This window comes from Actinoplanes lutulentus, from assembly GCF_003259845.1.
Classification (GTDB): Bacteria; Actinomycetota; Actinomycetes; order Mycobacteriales; family Micromonosporaceae; genus Actinoplanes; species Actinoplanes lutulentus.
This window is the reverse complement of the sequence record NZ_QLMJ01000009.1, coordinates 110,689-127,504: the sequence shown is the minus strand read 5'-3', so window position 1 is coordinate 127,504 and position 16,816 is coordinate 110,689. Positions and strand designations below refer to the sequence as shown.

General features: G+C 68.9%; 17 protein-coding genes. 8 read left to right on the top strand and 9 right to left on the bottom strand.

Going from position 1 to position 16,816, the window contains the following annotated elements:
• The first annotated feature begins 90 nt into the window (after positions 1-90).
• Positions 91-2,400, top strand: a complete 2,310-nt coding sequence (locus tag B0I29_RS20515) for a hypothetical protein (RefSeq protein WP_111650646.1) — start codon at positions 91-93, stop codon at positions 2,398-2,400.
• A gap of 6 nt (positions 2,401-2,406) precedes the next feature.
• Here the strand turns inward: B0I29_RS20515 and B0I29_RS20510 are convergent, their stop codons facing one another.
• From B0I29_RS20510 to B0I29_RS20495, 4 genes are all read right to left on the bottom strand, one after another.
• Complete coding sequence (locus B0I29_RS20510; protein ID WP_111650645.1) at positions 2,407-3,126, bottom strand: hypothetical protein; 720 nt, start codon at positions 3,124-3,126, stop codon at positions 2,407-2,409.
• A gap of 9 nt (positions 3,127-3,135) precedes the next feature.
• Positions 3,136-3,507, bottom strand: coding sequence for a YunG family protein (locus B0I29_RS20505; RefSeq protein WP_111650644.1), 372 nt, complete (start codon positions 3,505-3,507; stop codon positions 3,136-3,138).
• 271 nt (positions 3,508-3,778) lie between these two features.
• Positions 3,779-5,836: a hypothetical protein gene (locus tag B0I29_RS20500; RefSeq protein ID WP_111650643.1), complete on the bottom strand. Its 2,058-nt coding sequence runs from the start codon at positions 5,834-5,836 to the stop codon at positions 3,779-3,781.
• Positions 5,833-6,147, bottom strand: coding sequence for a hypothetical protein (locus B0I29_RS20495; RefSeq protein ID WP_111650642.1), 315 nt, complete (start codon positions 6,145-6,147; stop codon positions 5,833-5,835). Before B0I29_RS20495 ends, B0I29_RS20500 begins: the two co-directional genes overlap by 4 nt.
• A gap of 253 nt (positions 6,148-6,400) precedes the next feature.
• Here B0I29_RS20495 and B0I29_RS20490 point away from each other — a divergent pair, with 253 nt between their 5' ends.
• The gene (locus B0I29_RS20490; protein ID WP_111650641.1) at positions 6,401-6,745 is read left to right on the top strand and encodes a DoxX family protein; all 345 of its coding nucleotides are present in this window, start codon (positions 6,401-6,403) and stop codon (positions 6,743-6,745) included.
• Here the strand turns inward: B0I29_RS20490 and B0I29_RS20485 are convergent.
• Both B0I29_RS20485 and B0I29_RS20480 read right to left on the bottom strand, forming a co-directional pair.
• Positions 6,742-7,674, bottom strand: coding sequence for an RICIN domain-containing protein (locus B0I29_RS20485; protein WP_111650640.1), 933 nt, complete (start codon positions 7,672-7,674; stop codon positions 6,742-6,744). The two genes, B0I29_RS20490 and B0I29_RS20485, sit on opposite strands and share 4 nt — an antisense overlap.
• A 193-nt stretch (positions 7,675-7,867) precedes the next feature.
• A complete protein-coding gene (locus tag B0I29_RS20480) occupies positions 7,868-8,299 on the bottom strand; it encodes a VOC family protein (protein ID WP_111650639.1) in 432 nt (143 codons plus the stop codon).
• Positions 8,300-8,362: 63 nt separating this feature from the next.
• On the opposite strand from B0I29_RS20480, the gene B0I29_RS20475 reads away from it, so the two are divergent.
• Entirely contained in the window at positions 8,363-9,307 is a 945-nt protein-coding gene (locus tag B0I29_RS20475; protein ID WP_111650638.1) for a helix-turn-helix transcriptional regulator, read from the top strand.
• Here B0I29_RS20475 and B0I29_RS20470 read toward each other — a convergent pair.
• Complete coding sequence (locus B0I29_RS20470; RefSeq protein ID WP_111650637.1) at positions 9,292-9,735, bottom strand: Lrp/AsnC family transcriptional regulator; 444 nt, start codon at positions 9,733-9,735, stop codon at positions 9,292-9,294. The two genes, B0I29_RS20475 and B0I29_RS20470, sit on opposite strands and share 16 nt — an antisense overlap.
• 139 nt (positions 9,736-9,874) lie before the next feature.
• Here B0I29_RS20470 and pdhA point away from each other — a divergent pair, with 139 nt between their 5' ends.
• From pdhA to B0I29_RS20450, 4 genes are all read left to right on the top strand, one after another.
• Positions 9,875-10,966: a pyruvate dehydrogenase (acetyl-transferring) E1 component subunit alpha gene (pdhA, locus tag B0I29_RS20465; RefSeq protein WP_111650636.1), complete on the top strand. Its 1,092-nt coding sequence runs from the start codon at positions 9,875-9,877 to the stop codon at positions 10,964-10,966.
• Positions 10,967-10,986: 20 nt separating this feature from the next.
• On the top strand, positions 10,987-11,958 hold the full coding sequence (locus B0I29_RS20460; RefSeq protein ID WP_245972660.1) for an alpha-ketoacid dehydrogenase subunit beta: 972 nt from the start codon (positions 10,987-10,989) through the stop codon (positions 11,956-11,958).
• The gene (locus B0I29_RS20455) at positions 11,955-13,304 is read left to right on the top strand and encodes a dihydrolipoamide acetyltransferase family protein (RefSeq protein ID WP_111650634.1); all 1,350 of its coding nucleotides are present in this window, start codon (positions 11,955-11,957) and stop codon (positions 13,302-13,304) included. Before B0I29_RS20460 ends, B0I29_RS20455 begins: the two co-directional genes overlap by 4 nt.
• A gap of 73 nt (positions 13,305-13,377) precedes the next feature.
• A complete protein-coding gene (locus tag B0I29_RS20450) occupies positions 13,378-14,988 on the top strand; it encodes a methyl-accepting chemotaxis protein (protein WP_111650801.1) in 1,611 nt (536 codons plus the stop codon).
• 14 nt (positions 14,989-15,002) lie between these two features.
• Here the strand turns inward: B0I29_RS20450 and B0I29_RS20445 are convergent, their stop codons facing one another.
• Positions 15,003-15,488 (bottom strand): GNAT family N-acetyltransferase, encoded by a 486-nt coding sequence (locus B0I29_RS20445; RefSeq protein ID WP_111650800.1) that lies wholly within the window; start codon positions 15,486-15,488, stop codon positions 15,003-15,005.
• Between the two features lie 11 nt (positions 15,489-15,499).
• Between B0I29_RS20445 and B0I29_RS47735 the strand changes: the two genes are divergently transcribed.
• The gene (locus tag B0I29_RS47735; protein WP_311733602.1) at positions 15,500-16,144 is read left to right on the top strand and encodes an Ltp family lipoprotein; all 645 of its coding nucleotides are present in this window, start codon (positions 15,500-15,502) and stop codon (positions 16,142-16,144) included.
• 9 nt (positions 16,145-16,153) lie between these two features.
• Here B0I29_RS47735 and B0I29_RS20435 read toward each other — a convergent pair whose 3' ends face one another.
• Positions 16,154-16,816 carry a nucleotidyltransferase domain-containing protein gene (locus B0I29_RS20435; protein ID WP_111650632.1) on the bottom strand — a complete coding sequence of 221 codons (663 nt, stop codon included), beginning with the start codon at positions 16,814-16,816 and terminating at the stop codon, positions 16,154-16,156.

Sequence of the window (16,816 nt, the reverse complement as noted above, 5' to 3'; positions counted from 1 at the left end):
CGGCCGCGGTGCCTCTAAAGGGGACGCCGCGGTTCATGGGGAAGCAGAGCGGGCTGTGGTGGGTCCCGCGACCTGCTAGCTTCCAACGCCGTGCGGGTCTTCGAAAGTGATGAATATCTTCCCGACTACGGGCTGCTCGTTCTGCGGGATCCGGACGTGGCCTGGGAGCGGGCGCCTGCGCTGCCACGGGAGCATGACAGCGGGGTCGAGCCGGCGGGGACGTTCGCCGGGGCGGGCGCCGGGTGGATCATGTGCCAGGCCAGTGGGAACGAGCCTCATCGGGTGCGGCTTGAACTCCACGACACCCCGCCGAAAGGATCAGACGGCGACGGCTTCGGTGGTGGCGATGTCGCTGAGCTTCCCTATCTCGCTTGCTCCGGTGGGCTGGTGCTCACCTGGCTGACCGGCGGCGTCGGCCCGGCGGACTTTGATCTCGGCTCGGGCGGGGATTATCGGGTGCGGATCTGTAGCGCGCCGATCGAGGGCGGCGGCTTTCGGTGGCTGCTTCAGTTCTGGCCGGTTTCGGACATCGCGTTGCCTGTTTGGCTTCGGCGCAGCCGGCCTGCGGTCGGCCCGGGCAACAGCGGATGGATAACTGAGCTTGGGTACGAGTTGATGGAGCTGGCCGGCATCGTCCGTGCCACGGCCGACCGGCTCGACGGGTTGGCCAGCGCGGAACAGGTCGACGCCTGGGGACGGGAGCATCTGCGGCCCGAGGGTTGGCTTGATCAACCGGTGTGGCCGCTACCCCGTACACCGCTGCCGACCGGGCACGCCGACCTCGATAAACGCAACGCCGCGCAGCACGCCGAGGTGGCCGCGCGTCTCAACGGCCAACAGAGTCGGCTTGATGAGATCGCCGCCGAATTGGGCGTACCCAGGGTGGCTCGGAAGCGTGACGCGTTCGCGCTGCTTGCGGCCGCGGGGGTTCTGGTGGCCGAGGCGCCGGGCCGGTATCGGGTCGGGGAGCCGGCGCGGGTGGACACGGTGCTGGCGCTGTCGGCGAAGCAGGCGCGGATGATCCGCCAGCAGGACGCTCGCAGCCGGTTCGGGTCGGTCGCCGAGGATGTCGAACTGGTGCTGCGGTGGTCGCCGCGGATGCCGCTTTCGGTCACGGCGGGTGAGCTGGCGGCGCGGCTGCTGATGCCGGAGGCGGATCTGGGTGGGGCGTTGCGGTTCGCCGAGGAGAGCGGGCTGCTCTGGTCGGAACCGGTCAGTGATGGCGGGGAGCTGCGTCTTTGGATGGGGCGGAGGCCGGAGCCCGAGCCTCAACCAGGGCCCACGGTGGGCTCTCGTCCTGCCGCCGCGCAGGCGCGGTCAGGGCCCACGGTGGGCTCTCGACCCGCCGCCGCGCAGCCGCAACCCGAGCCCACCGTGAGCCCTGGACCCGCCGCCGCGCAGCCGCAACCCGAGCCCACCGTGAGCCCTTGGCCCGCTGGATCGGGTGGAAGTGGTGGAAATCGGCGCCTTCGGGGCAGTGTTCGGATGGGGGCGATGGTTCGGTTCACCTTCAACGCGCCGGTCGGGGTTGATCCGTTCGCCCGGCGGGATAGGCCGGAGCCGCCGATCGGTGCGCCCCCGAAAGCGGGCATCTTTCTCGCCGACGGGACGCTTGTGACCGGTTCTGATCGCGTACCCACGGAAAGCGCGCGGCCTGAGGCCGCGCCATGGACCCGGGCCATGCAGACTGCTCGCGGAATCCTGGTGGCGGGACCTGGGCGGATGGCTGAGCTTATCGCCGCCGATGGCGGCATGCGGGAGATTCCTGGGGTACGCGGAACCGGCCTGCTCCTTCTCAGCGACGGGCACCGCATCGCCGTGGCCGATAATGGACAGTTGAGCATCGTCGATCTGTTTGGTGGTCCGACGATCGCCATGCCCTCGCCGGAGGAGCGCCTCATCGGCTTGATCGGGGTGCACGGGGAGACGATCTATTTCGGTGACGGACGCGGTTCGACGATGTGCTGGACGCCGGGCGGTGCGCCGCGGGCGGCCGAGCGGGCATTCCAGCAGATCGATCCGATCAGTGGTATCGGGCTGATCCGAAGCGGACAAGGCGTCATCGTTGTTCGGCCAGGGCGACCGGATGTGACCGTGCCGGTCGATCTTGCCGCGAGGCTCGCGCCGGGCGGAGAGCGGCTGTGGACCGTGCGGACGAATCCGTCGGCGTTGACGCTGTTCGCGATCACGCCGGAGGTGGAACCACAGGTGTTCTGGCTGCCGGACGGGTCCTATCGGGCGCCGATCTGGGAGGACGCCGAGCACGTGCTGTTCGGCGTCGAACCGTGGCATTTCATGCGCGAGCCGACCGCCGGCATCCGCCTGTCCCTGCGCGACGGGTCGGTGGAGCGCCTGCCGACGGAGGGCCGCATGCCGGCGATCATCGTCGAGCCCCGATGACCACATTCAGACGAGCGGGTACCCGGTCTCGGTGAGATCGGCGCGCAGGGTGGTGAGGGTGGTTTCCGGGTTCAGCGCCTGCACCACGGCCTCGGTGAGGGGGCGACCGTTGATGACGTGCTCCACCGCAGCCTGATCGATATCGGTCTCGTAGTAGTCCTCGGCGAACTCCACATATTCGTCGATGATGTCGTCGAGCAGGATGTCGAGCATGTCCGAGCCGTCCTCGACGGCCGGCTCAGCTGACTCAGCCTGCTCGGCCGGCTCAGCTGACTCAGCCTGCTCGGCCGGCTCGGCTGACTCAGCCTGCTCGGCCGGCTCACGCAGCTCGGTGCCCGTGTGCCAGCGGTCGTCAGCGGTGAGCCGCCACAGCACTGCGGTCGCCAGGAACTGGCCGGTCTCGTCGCTGAACGCCTTCTCGTCGACGTGCCGGCGGAACACCTCGGGCAGGCCGTCGAGCAGGCCGGGCCGTAGTTCGTGGTCCGGGTTGCCGTACGGCGACAGCGGCGACTCATGATCGAAGATCCGGATGAATGCGCCGTCCCCGGTAAAGACGATCGCCCATTCGTCACCGGAGCCGTGGTCCATGAACGCCGCCTCGTCGTCACCCCACGACACGGTGTAGTGGTAGAAGGGCTCGCCCTGATCGGCGATGCACGACAGCACCGCGAGCGCCTGACACCGGGAGCGAAGCACATCGATGGAGGGGAGTTCAGAAACGGTCACCCGGCGACCCTACAAGGCGGCTTGGACCCGGTTGCTCAAGAGCTGATACCGGGCGCGGCAGCGTTTCGGGGCGCCCGGTGGGCGGTGCTGGACCTCGCCGCCGACGATCTGCTCGCCGGGGTGGAACTGGTCCGCGGTGAAGTCGGTCTCCTCGCCGCTGGGCAGGCGGTTCCAGTAGTGGTGGCCGACCTTGTGACCGTTCTTGAACACCTCGCCGAGGATCAGGTCGCCGCCCAGCAGATCTTGGACCAGCAGGGCGGTTACGCCGCATTGGCCGCGCGACGGGTTACCCGGGTGCCAGTCGGGCAGGTCGTGCGGATCGCAGGTATCGGCTCCCCAGGAAGCGCGCAGGATCGGTCGCAAGATCTCGGTGGTCAGCATGCGGTGAAAGCTATGGCCTCAACCGGCTCGAGGGTCAAGGCAACACCTGTGTCGACTTCAGGTTCGATACGCACCCCAACTCAACACACACCCTGCAAACCGCCCGCCTGCGGGCTTCAGACTTGAGATGCTCGTCGATTTGTTCAGCTGAGAAGGGGTGCGGACGCTTGCAGCGGGAAACCTGCCGGCTTACTGAGCTCCGACGACCGCGGGCACCGAAGCAACGGGTGACAACTATGCGCGCCGAACGACCGGCGGCACAGTGCCTTGGTCAGCGTGGGATCTGGGGATATGTCACCGGGGATGGCATCGGCTGCTGCCTTGGCAGGCGTCGGTGCATTCGCTGCTGCTCCAGGGCGATCCAGTCCCGCCCGTCCGCCGCCACCGCCTCCAGGATGTGCAGGGCGCTCGTCACCCCCGCCGCGTCGGAGGCCAGCCTCGCCAGGTGGTCCGGGTTCTCCCGCAGGTAGTCGATCGACTCGTCGCTGAAGTCGTCCAGCAGGACTCGGATGCTGTGGCCGTTCACCAGCGCCAGCTGGAACGCCTGCCGGGTCACCAGTTTCTGGTCGCCCATGCGCAGGCCCACCTCGGTGACCTGCACCGAGCCGATCGCGTCGTACCGGAACGTCGTGCGCCGCTCCCCCGAGAAGCCGCCGCCGGCGAAGTCGAGTTTCGCCTGCACCTGCCGCACGCCGCCCTCGGTCAGCAGGAACAACAGGACCGTGTACGCCGAATGCCGGAACGGGCCGCCCACATCGCGGGCACGACGGGCGTTCGGCGCCGCCTCGGTCAGCGTCAGGTGGGTGAGCAGATCCCGGTTGGAGAGCCGGTAGTCCCCCATCACACCCCGCTTCCAGTAAGCGAGGTCGAGGGCCAGCCAGTAGCCCATCTCCACATCGGTGGGACGGTCCGACAGCCACGCGACCCAGCGGTCGTAGGCCGCGCGCTCGTCGCGGTGGCGCTGTTCGAATTCGGTCGCGTCCAGGGCCAGGCGGCGGCGTTCGCCGTACAGGGCGAGGCCGCCCTGGTGGGCGAAACGGGCGCCGAAGAAGAGCATCGGCGCGGCGACTACCAGGGCGCAGAAGGTCATCGCCGTCATCGAGAGCAGGACGAGTGCCACGGCGGCACCGAGGGCGGCGACGCCGGCCAGGAACGCCGGCGGTGTCGCGGACGGGCGGTATTCGCGGCGGAAATCGTCGAGAGTGCCCGCGCGCCAGCGTCCCGCAATGCCCTCGCAGTGGTGAGCCGCGAGATATCTGACCTGCTCAGGGCGGGTTCCGCGAATTCCGTACAAATCGATGAGGTCTCCTTGCAGGGCCGTGCGCAAGCCGGCGGTGTCGCGCCAGAAGGAGTCGCGGAGTTGCTGCTCGCGGGGTTGCTGGCTCGCGAAGGCCGTGTCGATGATCGAGGCGACGGCGTCGGCGAAGCCGGCGCGGAGGGAGTCGCCGCCGGGGCCGATGAACGCGGCGCGGGTGCCGGAGCGGAGTTCGGCGTCCTTGGCGGCGAGGCGGGAACGCAGGAACGCGCGGTCCAGGCCGTGCCGGACCACCGCCCAGCCGCCGGCCGCCAGGAGAACGAAAACGGTCACGGCGGCGAGGACGCTGCGTGCGGCGGCGGCCTGGACCAGCGTCACCGCACCGAGGAGGAGCAGCAGTCCACCTCCGGCGAGCGGCAGCCAGGTCGACTCGGCCGGCGCTGCGCGCGCGACCTTCGCGACCGGCTCGACCGGGTCGGGCTCAAAGAATTTGGGTACGCGCACCGCACGGTCCCCGGCCATCCGAGCCCGCCGCACATGCTCCGCGTTGAGCTGTTCGATGTGGTCCTGTGCCACGCCGGAAAGTGTCTGGCTGAGATGCCGTTCGATGTCCTGGCGATCAGTTTCGGGCAGCGTCGAGTACGCCTGCAACGCCTGCCCGAGCGCCTGCTGATTCTCCGGTCCGACGGTCAGCAGCGCGTTGAACAGCATCCGGATCACGCCGACGCAGCGCCACCAGCGCCCGGTCGGATAGAGATCCGCCATCCCGAACGCCTGCTCGAGCTGGTGCATGTCGGCGCTGCTCAGGCTGGTCAGCGAGCGGCCGCTGAGCACGGAAAGTGACCAGTGGTAGGCGATCTCGGCCGAGCTGACCCGGTCCTCGAAGACCAGCGCGGAGAGCCGCCGTTCCGCCTCACGGGGTGAACCGCCCTGCAGGTAGTGGACCGCTACCTGGAGTTTCTCGGCGGGGGTCGCGGTCGGGGCGGTCTGGTAGACGTAGGCGTTGCCGTGCAGGACACCGACCTGCACGCCGATGCTGGCGTCACCATCAGCGACGTTCGTGTAGGTACTCACCGCATCGCCTGGATCGTGGCGGTGACCGAGCTGATCAGCGTGGCGAGGCCGGGCGCCATGGCAGCGAGCCGGCTCAGGGCGCGGACAGCGCGGCCTCTGTTGTCCGTCGCGAGGGCTTCGGCGGTCGTGGTGATCTCGTGGTCGGCCTCGGCCAGCGCGTCGGCGTCCAGATCGGTGGCGCGCAGGGCGTCTCGCAGCTGATCGAGTTCGGCCGCTAGTGGAGCCGGCCCGACCGTGACGGTTCCGGTGTTCTTGCCGATCTGGGCGCCGACGTGAGCGTTGCCGGAGGCGACGTTCTGAAAGTTCTCCATCGTCTGCTTTCTCTCCGCTTTTCTCCGCAGGTGGCGTGGCGGCTTCTTCTCCGCAGGTGGCGCAGCGGCCCGCACGTGGGGCTGTGGCGGCGAGAATTCTGGTCCGGCGAGCGGGTGTGGCAACCCGGGCGAACGGCGGATGCGCGGCCCGAAGCGCGGCTGGCCTGCGCTTTCGACGTGTCCTCGAACGGAGAATCCCCCGTTCGAGGAGTGACGCTGTCACATTCAGGGACGGTTGATCGTCCATGGTGGTATGTCCATCGCTTACATCACGATCACCGCTGTGGCCGCGTTCTTCACCGGCAGCGCAGCCGTCTTCTACCTGATCGGCCACGAATATCCGAAGACGCAGGCCGACATGAAGGGAATCCCCCGCAAGTACGTGCCGGTGCTGGGGTCGCTGCTCGCGGCCGGAACGGTGGGACTGGCCGCCGGGTTCGCGGTGCCGCTGCTGGGGCAGCTCGCGGCCGGCGGCCTCATCCTCTACTTCATCGGCGCGATCATCGCGCACCTGCGGGTGGGTTCGCGCAACGTGATCGGCGGTGTGGTGTTCCTGGCTACGTCAGTTGCCGCCCTCGTCGTGAGTCTGGCCCGCTAGAAGCGCCGGGTCTTGGTCAGGTCGTCGAGGGAGCGCCAGCCCTGGCCGTCGCTCTTCACGTCACCTTCGATGCCGGTGACCCGGATCGTGTATTCGCCGGCGTGCCGCAGCGGCATCCATCCGCCCTCGCAGGTGACGGTGTACGTGCTGTGCGCCGGCCAGCTGGTGGTGAAGGGGCCGCTGCCACAGTCCTGGAAACCACCGGCGCCGCTCGGGTCGGTCCAGGAGAGGCGGAGGTGGACACCGTAGACGCTCAGCCGCTTACGGTGCCGCAGCTCGGTGAAACTGCACGACACCGCCCAGGGCGCTCCGGCGGAACAGGTGCTCGGCCAGTCGACCTGAAAGTCCGCCACCGGACGGACGATTCCCTTGTCCCAGTGGAAGCAGGTGCGTACCCGTACCCTCGCGAAATCGGTGCTGGTGGTCCATAGCCCGGCCGCGTTGTATGCGGGACAGGAATCGCTCTGGACACTGTTGTAGAGGCCGTAGAACTGTTGTTGCCGCGATCCGTTGCAGTCCCACAATTGAATCCGGGCGCCGTCGACGTTGATGCGGTTCAGGTCGGCGTCGAGACATTTTCCGCTGTACCCGCTGCGGACCACCTTGTTGATGATCGACCAGCGCTGCTGCGGCGAGCCGTTGCACTGCCACAGCTGCACGACTGTCCCGTTGCGACCGGCCGTGTTGGTGTCGGCGTCGAGACAACGGCCGTTCGTGCCCACCCGGATCGTGCCGTCGGCGTGCGAGGTCCAGGACTGCTGACGAGATCCGTTGCAGGCCCAGAGCTGAATCGCCGCGCCGTTCTGGTTGATCCGGTTGGCGTCGGCGTCGACGCATTTGCTGTTGAACGAGGTGTGCCAGGCCGAGGTGTTCGCCTCGGCGGGCTCAGCGAAGAACGCCAGCAGGGTCATGATCATGACCGCGCCCATCAGGGAACGACATAGCGGGATGGGATTCACGGCGTTACCGCTTTCTCGCGGGGCTTCGCACCGATTGATGCGGATGCGACGGCACGCTATCGGCGTTTTCGCGACATTCTCAATGGGTCATCTCAATGGCGTCACTCGGTAGGGTTGGAACGAATCGGCGCTGAGCGCCAATTCGGCGGAACGGTTGAGCGAATCAGCTGTTCTCCCGACCCCGGGACGAATTAGTACGCACGGCGGCCAGTACGTCCTGATAGTGCTGGTTGAGCATCACCCCGAGGACGTTGCCGAACGGGTCGAGGACGGACGCCGTCACATAACCCGGTCCTCGCTCGGTGGGCTTGTCGTGCGGCGTCGCGCCCAGTCCCAGCAGACGCTGATAGGCCGCCTCGACGTCGTCGACCGCCCAGTAGACGATCGCTCCGCTCGCCTGCCCGCCGTGCGGGTGCGGGGCGAACCGGCTGTTCAGGACGCCGAACTCGTGCTGGTAGTCGCCGACCCGCCATTCCAGGTAGGCGCCGTCCCGGACGAAGTAGGGCTCGCTCTCGAAGACGCCGGTGTACCAGGCGCGGGCCGCGTCGAGGTCGTCGGCGAAGAACGTGACGGTGGTGAATCCGCGAAGAGTCATGCCCCTGATCCTGCCCATGAAAGTGCTCACCTTCTGAGCACTTTGTCGGCGAGAATCCAGGGCATGCGTGCCGACCGTCTCGTGGCGACCCTTCTCCTGATGCAGACGCGCGGCCGGATCACCGCCGCCGAGCTCGCGGCCGAGCTGGAGGTCTCGGTCGCCACCGCACGCCGTGATCTGGAGGCGTTGTCGAGCGCCGGGATTCCGGTCTATCCGCAGCCCGGACGGCACGGTGGCTGGCAACTGGTGGGCGGTGCGCGTACCGACCTGAGCGGGTTGTCCGCGCCGGAGGCGAGGGCGTTGTTCCTGCTGGCGGGACCGGCGTCCGCCTCGTCGGCCGCACAGGGTGACGCGAAAACCGCGCTGCGCAAGCTTCTCCGGGCGCTGCCCGAGACGTTCCGCGACGAAGCGCAGGCCGCCGCCGAGGCCACACTGATCGATCCCTCGCGGTGGGGCGAACACGGCCGCGACCAGCCGGACGACGTGCGCCGGCTCCAGGACGCGGTGGTCCGGACCCGGCGGATCCGGTTCACCTACAACGAGAAGGAGCGCGAGGCCGACCCGTGGGGCGTGATCGACAAGGACGGCGTCTGGTACCTGCTCGCCGGCACCGGCCGCGGCCAGCGCACATTCCGCCTCGACCGGATGAGCGCACTGAACGAAACCGGTCAGACCTTCGAACGCCCGGACGGCTTCACCCTCGACGAGGCATGGGCCCGGGTCGTCGGCACCATCGAGGAACGCCGATCGAGCACGTGGGCCACCGTGCTCATCCCGGAACGCTTCCTCTGGGTGCTCCGCGACCATTTCGGCCGCCACTGCCATCCCGATGAGGAGGTGCGACCCGACGGCCGCGTGCGGGTCACGGTCGGCGCGCCGACCGCGCGCGACATCGCGCGCACGCTCTCCGGGTGGGGCGCGGCCGTGGAGGTCACCGAGCCTTCTTCGGTACGCACGGAGCTCGCCCGCATCGGGTCGGAGCTGACAGCCCTTTACGCCACGCCCTGACCCGGTGCCGACTCCTCGAAGAGCAGCAGGGTGCGGGTGCTGACGACGCCCGCCATGCCCTGGATCTCGTCGAGGACCAGGTGGCGAAGCTCGGTGTTGTCGGCGACCCGGACCAGCAGGATCACGTCGAAGTCGCCGCCGACCAGGCCGATGTGGACGACGCCCGGCAGGGTGCGCAGCCGGCCGAGCACCTCACGCCAGTTCGCCTGCTGGAGGTTGACGGTCACGTAGGCCGCAGTGGTCAGGCCCGCCGCGACCGGGTCGATGTCGGCGTGGAAGCCCCGGATCACGCCGTCCTGCTGGAGGCGGGCGACCCGGGCGTACGCGTTCGCCCGGGAGATGTGCAGCGTCTCGGCGAGGGTACGCATCGACATGCGGCCATCCCGGGCGAGCTCGGTGATGATGCGCCGGTCGGTCTCGTCGAGCACGTTGCCACCTGTCTCACCTGCTGGGTTTTTCGCTGGGTGGCGCTGGACGTTCGGCTCCGCATCGCCCTCGCCGACGAAACAATATCTCGCGTTGAAGCCAGCTCTGGTGTTCAAATGGCAAGCAAATAAGAATCCGTCCATGACACGTGACGCAGCCCACCTGCTGCCGTCCACGGAGCCGGTGACGCTCATCGACTCGGACGGCCACCCCGTTCCGCACGTCGGCCACGACATGCCCGACCCCCAGGCACTGGTTTCCGCGTACGCCGCCCTGATCGCCGCCCGCCGCTTCAACGACCAGGCGAACGCGCTGGTCAGGCAGGGCCGGCTCGCGGTGTACCCCTCGTCGCACGGGCAGGAGGCCTGCCAGGTCGCCTGCGTCCAGGTGCTCGGCGACGGCGACTGGCTGTTCCCCACCTACCGTGACTCGGCGGCGATCGTGGCCCGCGGCGTCGACCCCGTCGAGGCGCTCACCCTGCTGCGCGGCGACTGGCACAGCGGTTACGACCCGCAGACCACGAATGTCGCGCCGCAGGCCACACCCCTCGCCACCCATCTGCTGCACGCCGTCGGTGTGGCGCACGCGGCCCGTCTGCGCGGTGAGCCGACCGTCGTCATGGCGCTCTGCGGCGACGGCGCGACCAGCGAGGGCGACTTCCACGAGGCGCTCAACTTCGCCGCGGTCTTCCGTACCCCGGTGGTGTTCTTCATTCAGAACAACGAATACGCGATCTCCGTGCCTCTGGCACGCCAGACTGCCGCGCCCTCGCTCGCTCACAAGGGCATCGGGTACGGGGTACCGAGCGAACGTGTCGACGGCAACGACGTGGCGGCGCTGCTCACGGTGCTGGGCGATGCCGTCTCGCGGGCCCGTGCCGGGGAGGGTCCGCAGCTGATCGAGGCTCATACGTACCGGGTGCAGGCGCACACGAACGCCGACGATCCGAGGCGTTATCGGTCTGAGGACGAGGTCACGCCGTGGCTCTCGCGGGATCCGATCACCCGGCTGTCGGACTATCTGGCCGAGCAGGGCCTGCTCGATGACGAGCGGGTCGCCGCGTGCGCCGCTGACGCCGAGCAGCTCGCCGAACGGATGCGCGCCGGGCTCAACGCCGAGACGGCCGCCGACTATCGGGACCTGTTCGCGCACGTTTATGCCGTACCCACGTCGCAGCTGCGTGAGCAGCAAGCGCTCGTCGCCGACGAGCTGTCCCGTGAGGAGGTCCGATGACGTCGGTCGTGCCCGAGAAGATGACCATGGCGAACGCGCTCAACCGGGCTCTGCGGGACGCGATGCGTGCCGACGAGTCGGTGGTGATGTTCGGGGAGGACGTCGGGGCGCTCGGCGGGGTCTTCCGGATCACCGACGGGCTGACCGCCGAGTTCGGCGAGCAGCGCTGCTTCGACACTCCCCTCGCCGAGGCCGGCATTCTCGGCATGGCGATCGGGATGGCGATGAACGGGATGCGGCCGATCGTCGAGATGCAGTTCGACGCGTTCGCGTACCCGGCGTTCGAGCAGCTGATCAGCCACGCCGCGAAGATGCGCAACCGGACCCGCGGCCGGGTCACGCTGCCGCTGGTGATCCGGATTCCGTACGCGGGTGGCATCGGCGGTGTGGAGCACCACTGCGACTCATCGGAGGCGTACTACGCGCACACTCCCGGGCTGCACGTGGTGGCGCCGTCCGACCCGGCTGACGCGTACGGACTGCTGCGGGCGGCGATCGAGTCGCCCGACCCGGTCGTGTTCCTGGAACCGAAAAAGCTGTACTTCTCCCGCTCCGAAGCGGATCTCACGCTCCCGGTGCCGCCGATCGGTACGGCCGTGGTGCGCCGGCCGGGAACCGACGCGACCCTGATCGCCTACGGTCCGGCGGTGCCGATCGCCCTCGAAGCGGCCGAAGCCGCGGCCCAGGAAGGCCGCAGCCTGCAGGTGGTCGATCTCCGCTCGATCGTGCCGTTCGACGACGAGACGGTGTGCGCAGCGGTCCGTTCGACCGGGCGGGCCGTCGTGGTGGCCGAGGCCGCCGGGTTCGCCAGCGTGTCCGCCGAAGTCGTGGCACGGGTGACCGAACGCTGCTTCCACTCACTGCACGCCCCGATCCGGCGGGTCACCGGTTTCGACATCCCGTACCCGCCGCCGAAGCTGGAGCACCTGCACCTCCCCTCGGTGGACCGCATCCTCGACGCCGTCGACGAGCTCCAGTGGGAGTACGCGTGAACACCTTCCTGCTGCCCGACCTCGGCGAAGGGCTGACCGAGGCGGAGATCGTCCGGTGGCTGGTCGCCGAAGGCGATGTCATCGAGATCGACCAGCCGGTCGTCGAGGTGGAGACCGCGAAGGCGATGGTCGAGGTCCCGTCCCCGCACGCCGGCCGGGTCGCGACCCGGCACGCCGCCGAGGGCGCGACGGTTGACGTCGGCGCGCCGCTGATCACGGTGACGGCGGTGGGTGCCGCGGCGGGTGCGGCGGCGGGTGCGGCGGTCGGCTCGGCTGAGGTTTATCGCGAGGAGGAGCGGGCCGGATCCGGCAACGTTCTCATCGGGTACGGGACTACGCCTGGAGCCGGCGCGGTCCGGCACCGACGGCCGCGGGGTCGCGAGACGGTGCCGGCCAGTCCGGCGGTCGCAGCCAGCCCGGTAGCGACCGGTCCGGTGGTGGTGGCTCGGGTGGTGTCGCCGCTGGTGCGGCGGCTGGCTCGGGAGGGTGGCGTTGATCTGGCGGCGCTGGAGGGAACCGGTCCGGGCGGAGTGATCACCCGGCGGGACGTGGAGTCGGTGGTTTCGGTTGCTCCGGTGATCCCGGCGCCTCGGGTGGTTTCGGCGATTGAGCAGGCGACATTTCCGAAATATCCGATGCAGGATCGGTCGGCCGGCAGCGGTGGCTCGGCCGGTGAGCGGCGGGTTCCGCTCAGTGGGTTCCGGAAGGCCGCCGCGGCGGTTCTCGGGCGCAGCCGCGCGGAGATCCCGGAGGCGACCGTCTGGGTGGATGTCGACGCTACTCCCCTGTGGGAGCTGCGGGAACGCACCCGCGGTGTTGCCGGGTCGCCGGGGCTGATGGCATACGTGGCGCGGTTCGTGGTTGCCGGGCTGCGGGTTTACCCCGTGCTCAACTCCCGCCTGGACGTCGAACGCCAGGAGATCGTCGAGCTGGACGGGATCAACCTGGGTATCGCCGTGCAGTCCGACCGTGGCCTGGTCGTGCCGGCCGTGATGGGCGCGCAGGCCATGACCACCACCGAACTCGACGCCGCGATCCGCGACGTCACCGCCCGGGCCCGGCGCAACGAGTCCACCCCGGCGGGCACGTTCACGCTGAACAACTACGGCGCGTTCCGGGTCGACGGCAGCGCCCCGATCATCAACCATCCCCAGGTGGCGATGCTCGGACTCGGCCGTGTGATGGATCGTCCTTGGGTGGTGGACGGGGCTTTGTGCGTACGAAAGATCGTGCAGTTGTCCTTTGTTTTTGATCATCGAGTGTGTGACGGCGCGACGGCGGCCGGCTTCATGCGCGTGGTCGCCGATGCGATGGAGGACCCGGCGGGGGCGCTGGCGCGGATGTGAGTTCACGCGCCCGCTCGGGACAATACGGGCGCTATCGTCACCATGAGAACTTTTCACTATCGTGGTGGTGGCGATGCGCTTGCTCCGCAATCTCAAGATCGGCATGCGCCTCGGTGTCGCCTTCACCGGTGTCTGCCTGTGCATGGTCGCGGCCATCGGCATCGGGCTGTGGGGGCAGCATCGCGCGAGCGACGCCACCAGCGAGCTGGCCGCGGCCGAGACGGCCAACAGCGCGGCCCTGGTGGCGAAGTTCCGCACCGCCGATTTCAACGGCTGGCAGACCGGGTACGCCTTCGACACGATCCGCGGCATCGCCGACGCCACCGACGACAGCGTCGGGCAGCGCGCCTCGTTCCTCGCCTCCACCGACGCGTTCCGTGACGACCTCGCCCTGCTCAGATCCCTCGGTCTCACCGCCGACGAGTCGGCGCTGGTTGATGCCGCCGAGGCGTCCTTCGAGCAGTTCATGGACGTCGACGAGCAGGTCATCGCCGGGTACCGCGCGGGAACCAGGGCCGGCGAGCGCGCCGCGAACGCGCTGGTCTCCGGGGATGCCCTGGAACTGATGCACGACATCATCGCCTCGGTCGACGGCCTCGTCGAAAAGACCGAGGCCAGCTCGGCGGCCGCACAGCAGACCGCCGAGGACGCCGCGGCGACCGCTGAGACCTTCATGATCACGGCGGGGGCGCTCTGCCTGGTGCTGGCCGCGCTCGTCGCTGTCGTGGTGACCCGCAGCATCACCCGGCCGCTGGCCACCACCGTCACCGCGCTCGAAACGGTGGCCGGCAAGGACCTCACGGTACGGGTGCCCGAAGCCGGACGCGACGAGCTCGCCGCGATGGGCAGCGCCATGAACCGCACCCTCGACGTGTTGCGTTCCGCGTTCGCCACGATCACCGAGAACAGTCGTACCCTCTCGGACGCCGCCACCGAACTCACCGCGACCTCCGCCCGGATCGCCGACGCGGCCGACTCGGCGTCCGGCCAGTCCGACATGATCGCGTCCTCCGCCGAGGAGGTCTCCACCAGCGTGCAGACCGTCGCGGCCGGCACCGAGGAGATGAACGCCGCGATCCGCGAGATCGCCGACGGCGCCGGCCGGGCCGCCGGCGTCGCCGCCGCGGGCGTGGACAGCGTCCGCGCCGCCTCGGAGACCATCGCCAGGCTGGGCCGATCCAGCGAAGAGATCACCGGCGTGGTCAGCCTGATCACCTCGATCGCCGAACAGACGAACCTCCTCGCCCTGAACGCCACGATCGAAGCAGCCCGGGCCGGTGAGCTTGGCAAAGGCTTCGCGGTGGTCGCCGGCGAAGTCAAAGATCTGGCGCAGGCGACGTCCCGGGCCACCGTCGACATCAGCGATCGCGTCCAGGCGATCCAGGAGGACACCGGGTCGGCGATCGCCGCCATCGACCGGATCGCCGGCATCATCAGCGACGTGAACGAGCACTCCATGACGATCGCGGCAGCGGTCGAGGAGCAGACCGCGACCACGGCGGAGATGGGCCGCAACATCGCCGAGGCAGCCACCGGGTCCAGCCAGATCGCCGCCGGCATCACCGGGGTCGCCACGGCCAGCCAGGACACGGCTCACGGCGTCGTCGAGTCGCGGCAGACCGCGGAGCAGCTGGCGGTCATGTCCCACGAGCTGCGCGACCTGGTCGGCCAATTCCGCTCCTGAGCCGTCGGCGGGCCCTAGGAATCGCTCCCGTCCAGGCGCAGGATGGTTTCCTCGATCTCCGCGTTGCGCGCGTTGGCGAAGCCGGTGTCGGTGCCGATGGCGGTGAAGCCGGCCTTGTGCAGCACCTTGAGCGAGCCGGCGTTGTCGCTGGCGGCTCGGGCGAAGATCGGCCGTGCCGGGACCAGCTCCAGGAGCTGGGCGAGCGCTCGGCTGGCGACGCCCTGACCCCAGAACTCTCGACCGATCCAGTACGTCACCTCGGTGTCGCCCTCGATGACAAAACTGGCGATGGTGCCGGCCGGCTGCCCGTCAACGGTGACGACGCGGTGGGTGACCCCGGGTGTCGCCCTGATCCTCGCGATGTGGGCGTCGAAGGCGGCTCGGTCACCGGGGTCCTTGGCGGTGAAGGCCGCCATCCGGACCGACTCGGGATCTCGCATCTGCTCGAACAACGCGTCCAGGTCAGAGTCCTCGACCGGCCGCAACACCACCTCAGCCATCAGCATCCCCCATCTGCTCCAGCATCCGTCGCGAAGCTATCAGCGGGGTACGACAACTTTTCCGGAAGACAGGGCGGCCAAGGCCTCGCTCGGCCCGAGGGCACATACACGTTTCGTGCTCCACCCGCTGCCGATGCACAGCCGACGAGTCGGCCGGCAAGCCTCAAGTCAGCCCGCGGGTCTCCGATGGTGCGTGCCAGTACACATCGGCTCAGGGACTCAAGGGGTTCACCATAAAGAAGATTCTCGTCTCCGCCTCGACCGCTTTCATCGCCCTCGGGCTCGTCGGCGGCGTTGCATCCCCGGCGCAGGCGCAGCCGACCGCTGCTCACTCCGTCGCCGCGGTCTCCTACTCCGCTGCCAAGGAGTCGGTCGCACAGAAAAACGCCCGACGCATGGCGGCCTCCTACCTGAAGTACTCCCCCTTCTCCCGCTCGGGTCTCATCGACCAACTCAAGTACGAGGGCTTCAGCACGAAGCTCGCCACCTATGGCGTGGACAAGCAGCGCGCCAACTGGAACACCCAGGCCGCCAAGATGGCGAAGCAGTACCTGGAGTACTCCGCGTTTTCCCGTTCGGGTCTGATCGCCCAGCTGGAATATGAAGGCTTCACCACGGCACAGGCCAAGTACGGCGTGAAAAAGGTGGGACTCTGAGCGTCGGCTTCAGGGTGCGGGTGGCAGGGACGTCAGCCAGGGGTGTGCTGGATGGGCTCGGGCCAGCAGGCCGGACAGACGCTCGCGCTGCGTGTCACTCAGCAACGGGAGGACACCCCTGAAGTCGGCCTCGTCCTTCTCGCCCACGTGCTTCGCCTTGAAGTAGAGGACCAGTTCCGGGATCAGGTACGGAATCCCGTCCGGGGTGTGCCGGATGATCTCGGCGTAGGGCCGCCTGATCGTTTCGTCTCGCCGGCAGATCCAGGTCTCGCCGTCGTGCGGCTCGCGGAAGACGTCGAGCAGGTACCGCCCGGTGCCCGGTTCGCGTAGCCACGTCTGCCATGTCGCGCTCAAGGCCTCCGGGCCGGCTGACTCCCAGATCCGGCCGGTCCCGACAGCGTCGACGGTGAACTCGGGGAAATGAGAGCGGATCTCCGGGAACCGGGCGGCCGGCACGGCGATCTCGATGTCGTGGTGGTGGCGGGTCTGCTCGCCGCGGAACAGATCCAGGGCCCAGCCCGCGGCCACGTACCAAGGGACCGTGGTTCCGGCCAGGCGTTGCGCGACCGCCTGCGGTGTCCAGCTTGCGGACCAGCGGGCTTCGAGGGCTTCGACATCGCCGGGTGTCAGCTCGATGCCGCCGCTGGGCAGGCCGATGTGCGGACGAGACAT

Coding starts and splice junctions, on each gene's coding strand:
- B0I29_RS20505 (WP_111650644.1), bottom strand. CDS start 3,507: ATGCTGACCACCGAGATCTTGCGACCGATCCTGCGCGCTTCCTGGGGA.
- B0I29_RS20495 (WP_111650642.1), bottom strand. CDS start 6,147: ATGGAGAACTTTCAGAACGTCGCCTCCGGCAACGCTCACGTCGGCGCC.
- B0I29_RS20490 (WP_111650641.1), top strand. CDS start 6,401: ATGTCCATCGCTTACATCACGATCACCGCTGTGGCCGCGTTCTTCACC.
- B0I29_RS20485 (WP_111650640.1), bottom strand. CDS start 7,674: ATGGGCGCGGTCATGATCATGACCCTGCTGGCGTTCTTCGCTGAGCCC.
- B0I29_RS20480 (WP_111650639.1), bottom strand. CDS start 8,299: ATGACTCTTCGCGGATTCACCACCGTCACGTTCTTCGCCGACGACCTC.
- B0I29_RS20475 (WP_111650638.1), top strand. CDS start 8,363: ATGCGTGCCGACCGTCTCGTGGCGACCCTTCTCCTGATGCAGACGCGC.
- pdhA (WP_111650636.1), top strand. CDS start 9,875: ATGACACGTGACGCAGCCCACCTGCTGCCGTCCACGGAGCCGGTGACG.
- B0I29_RS20460 (WP_245972660.1), top strand. CDS start 10,987: ATGACCATGGCGAACGCGCTCAACCGGGCTCTGCGGGACGCGATGCGT.
- B0I29_RS20450 (WP_111650801.1), top strand. CDS start 13,378: ATGCGCTTGCTCCGCAATCTCAAGATCGGCATGCGCCTCGGTGTCGCC.
- B0I29_RS20445 (WP_111650800.1), bottom strand. CDS start 15,488: ATGGCTGAGGTGGTGTTGCGGCCGGTCGAGGACTCTGACCTGGACGCG.
- B0I29_RS20435 (WP_111650632.1), bottom strand. CDS start 16,816: ATGTCTCGTCCGCACATCGGCCTGCCCAGCGGCGGCATCGAGCTGACA.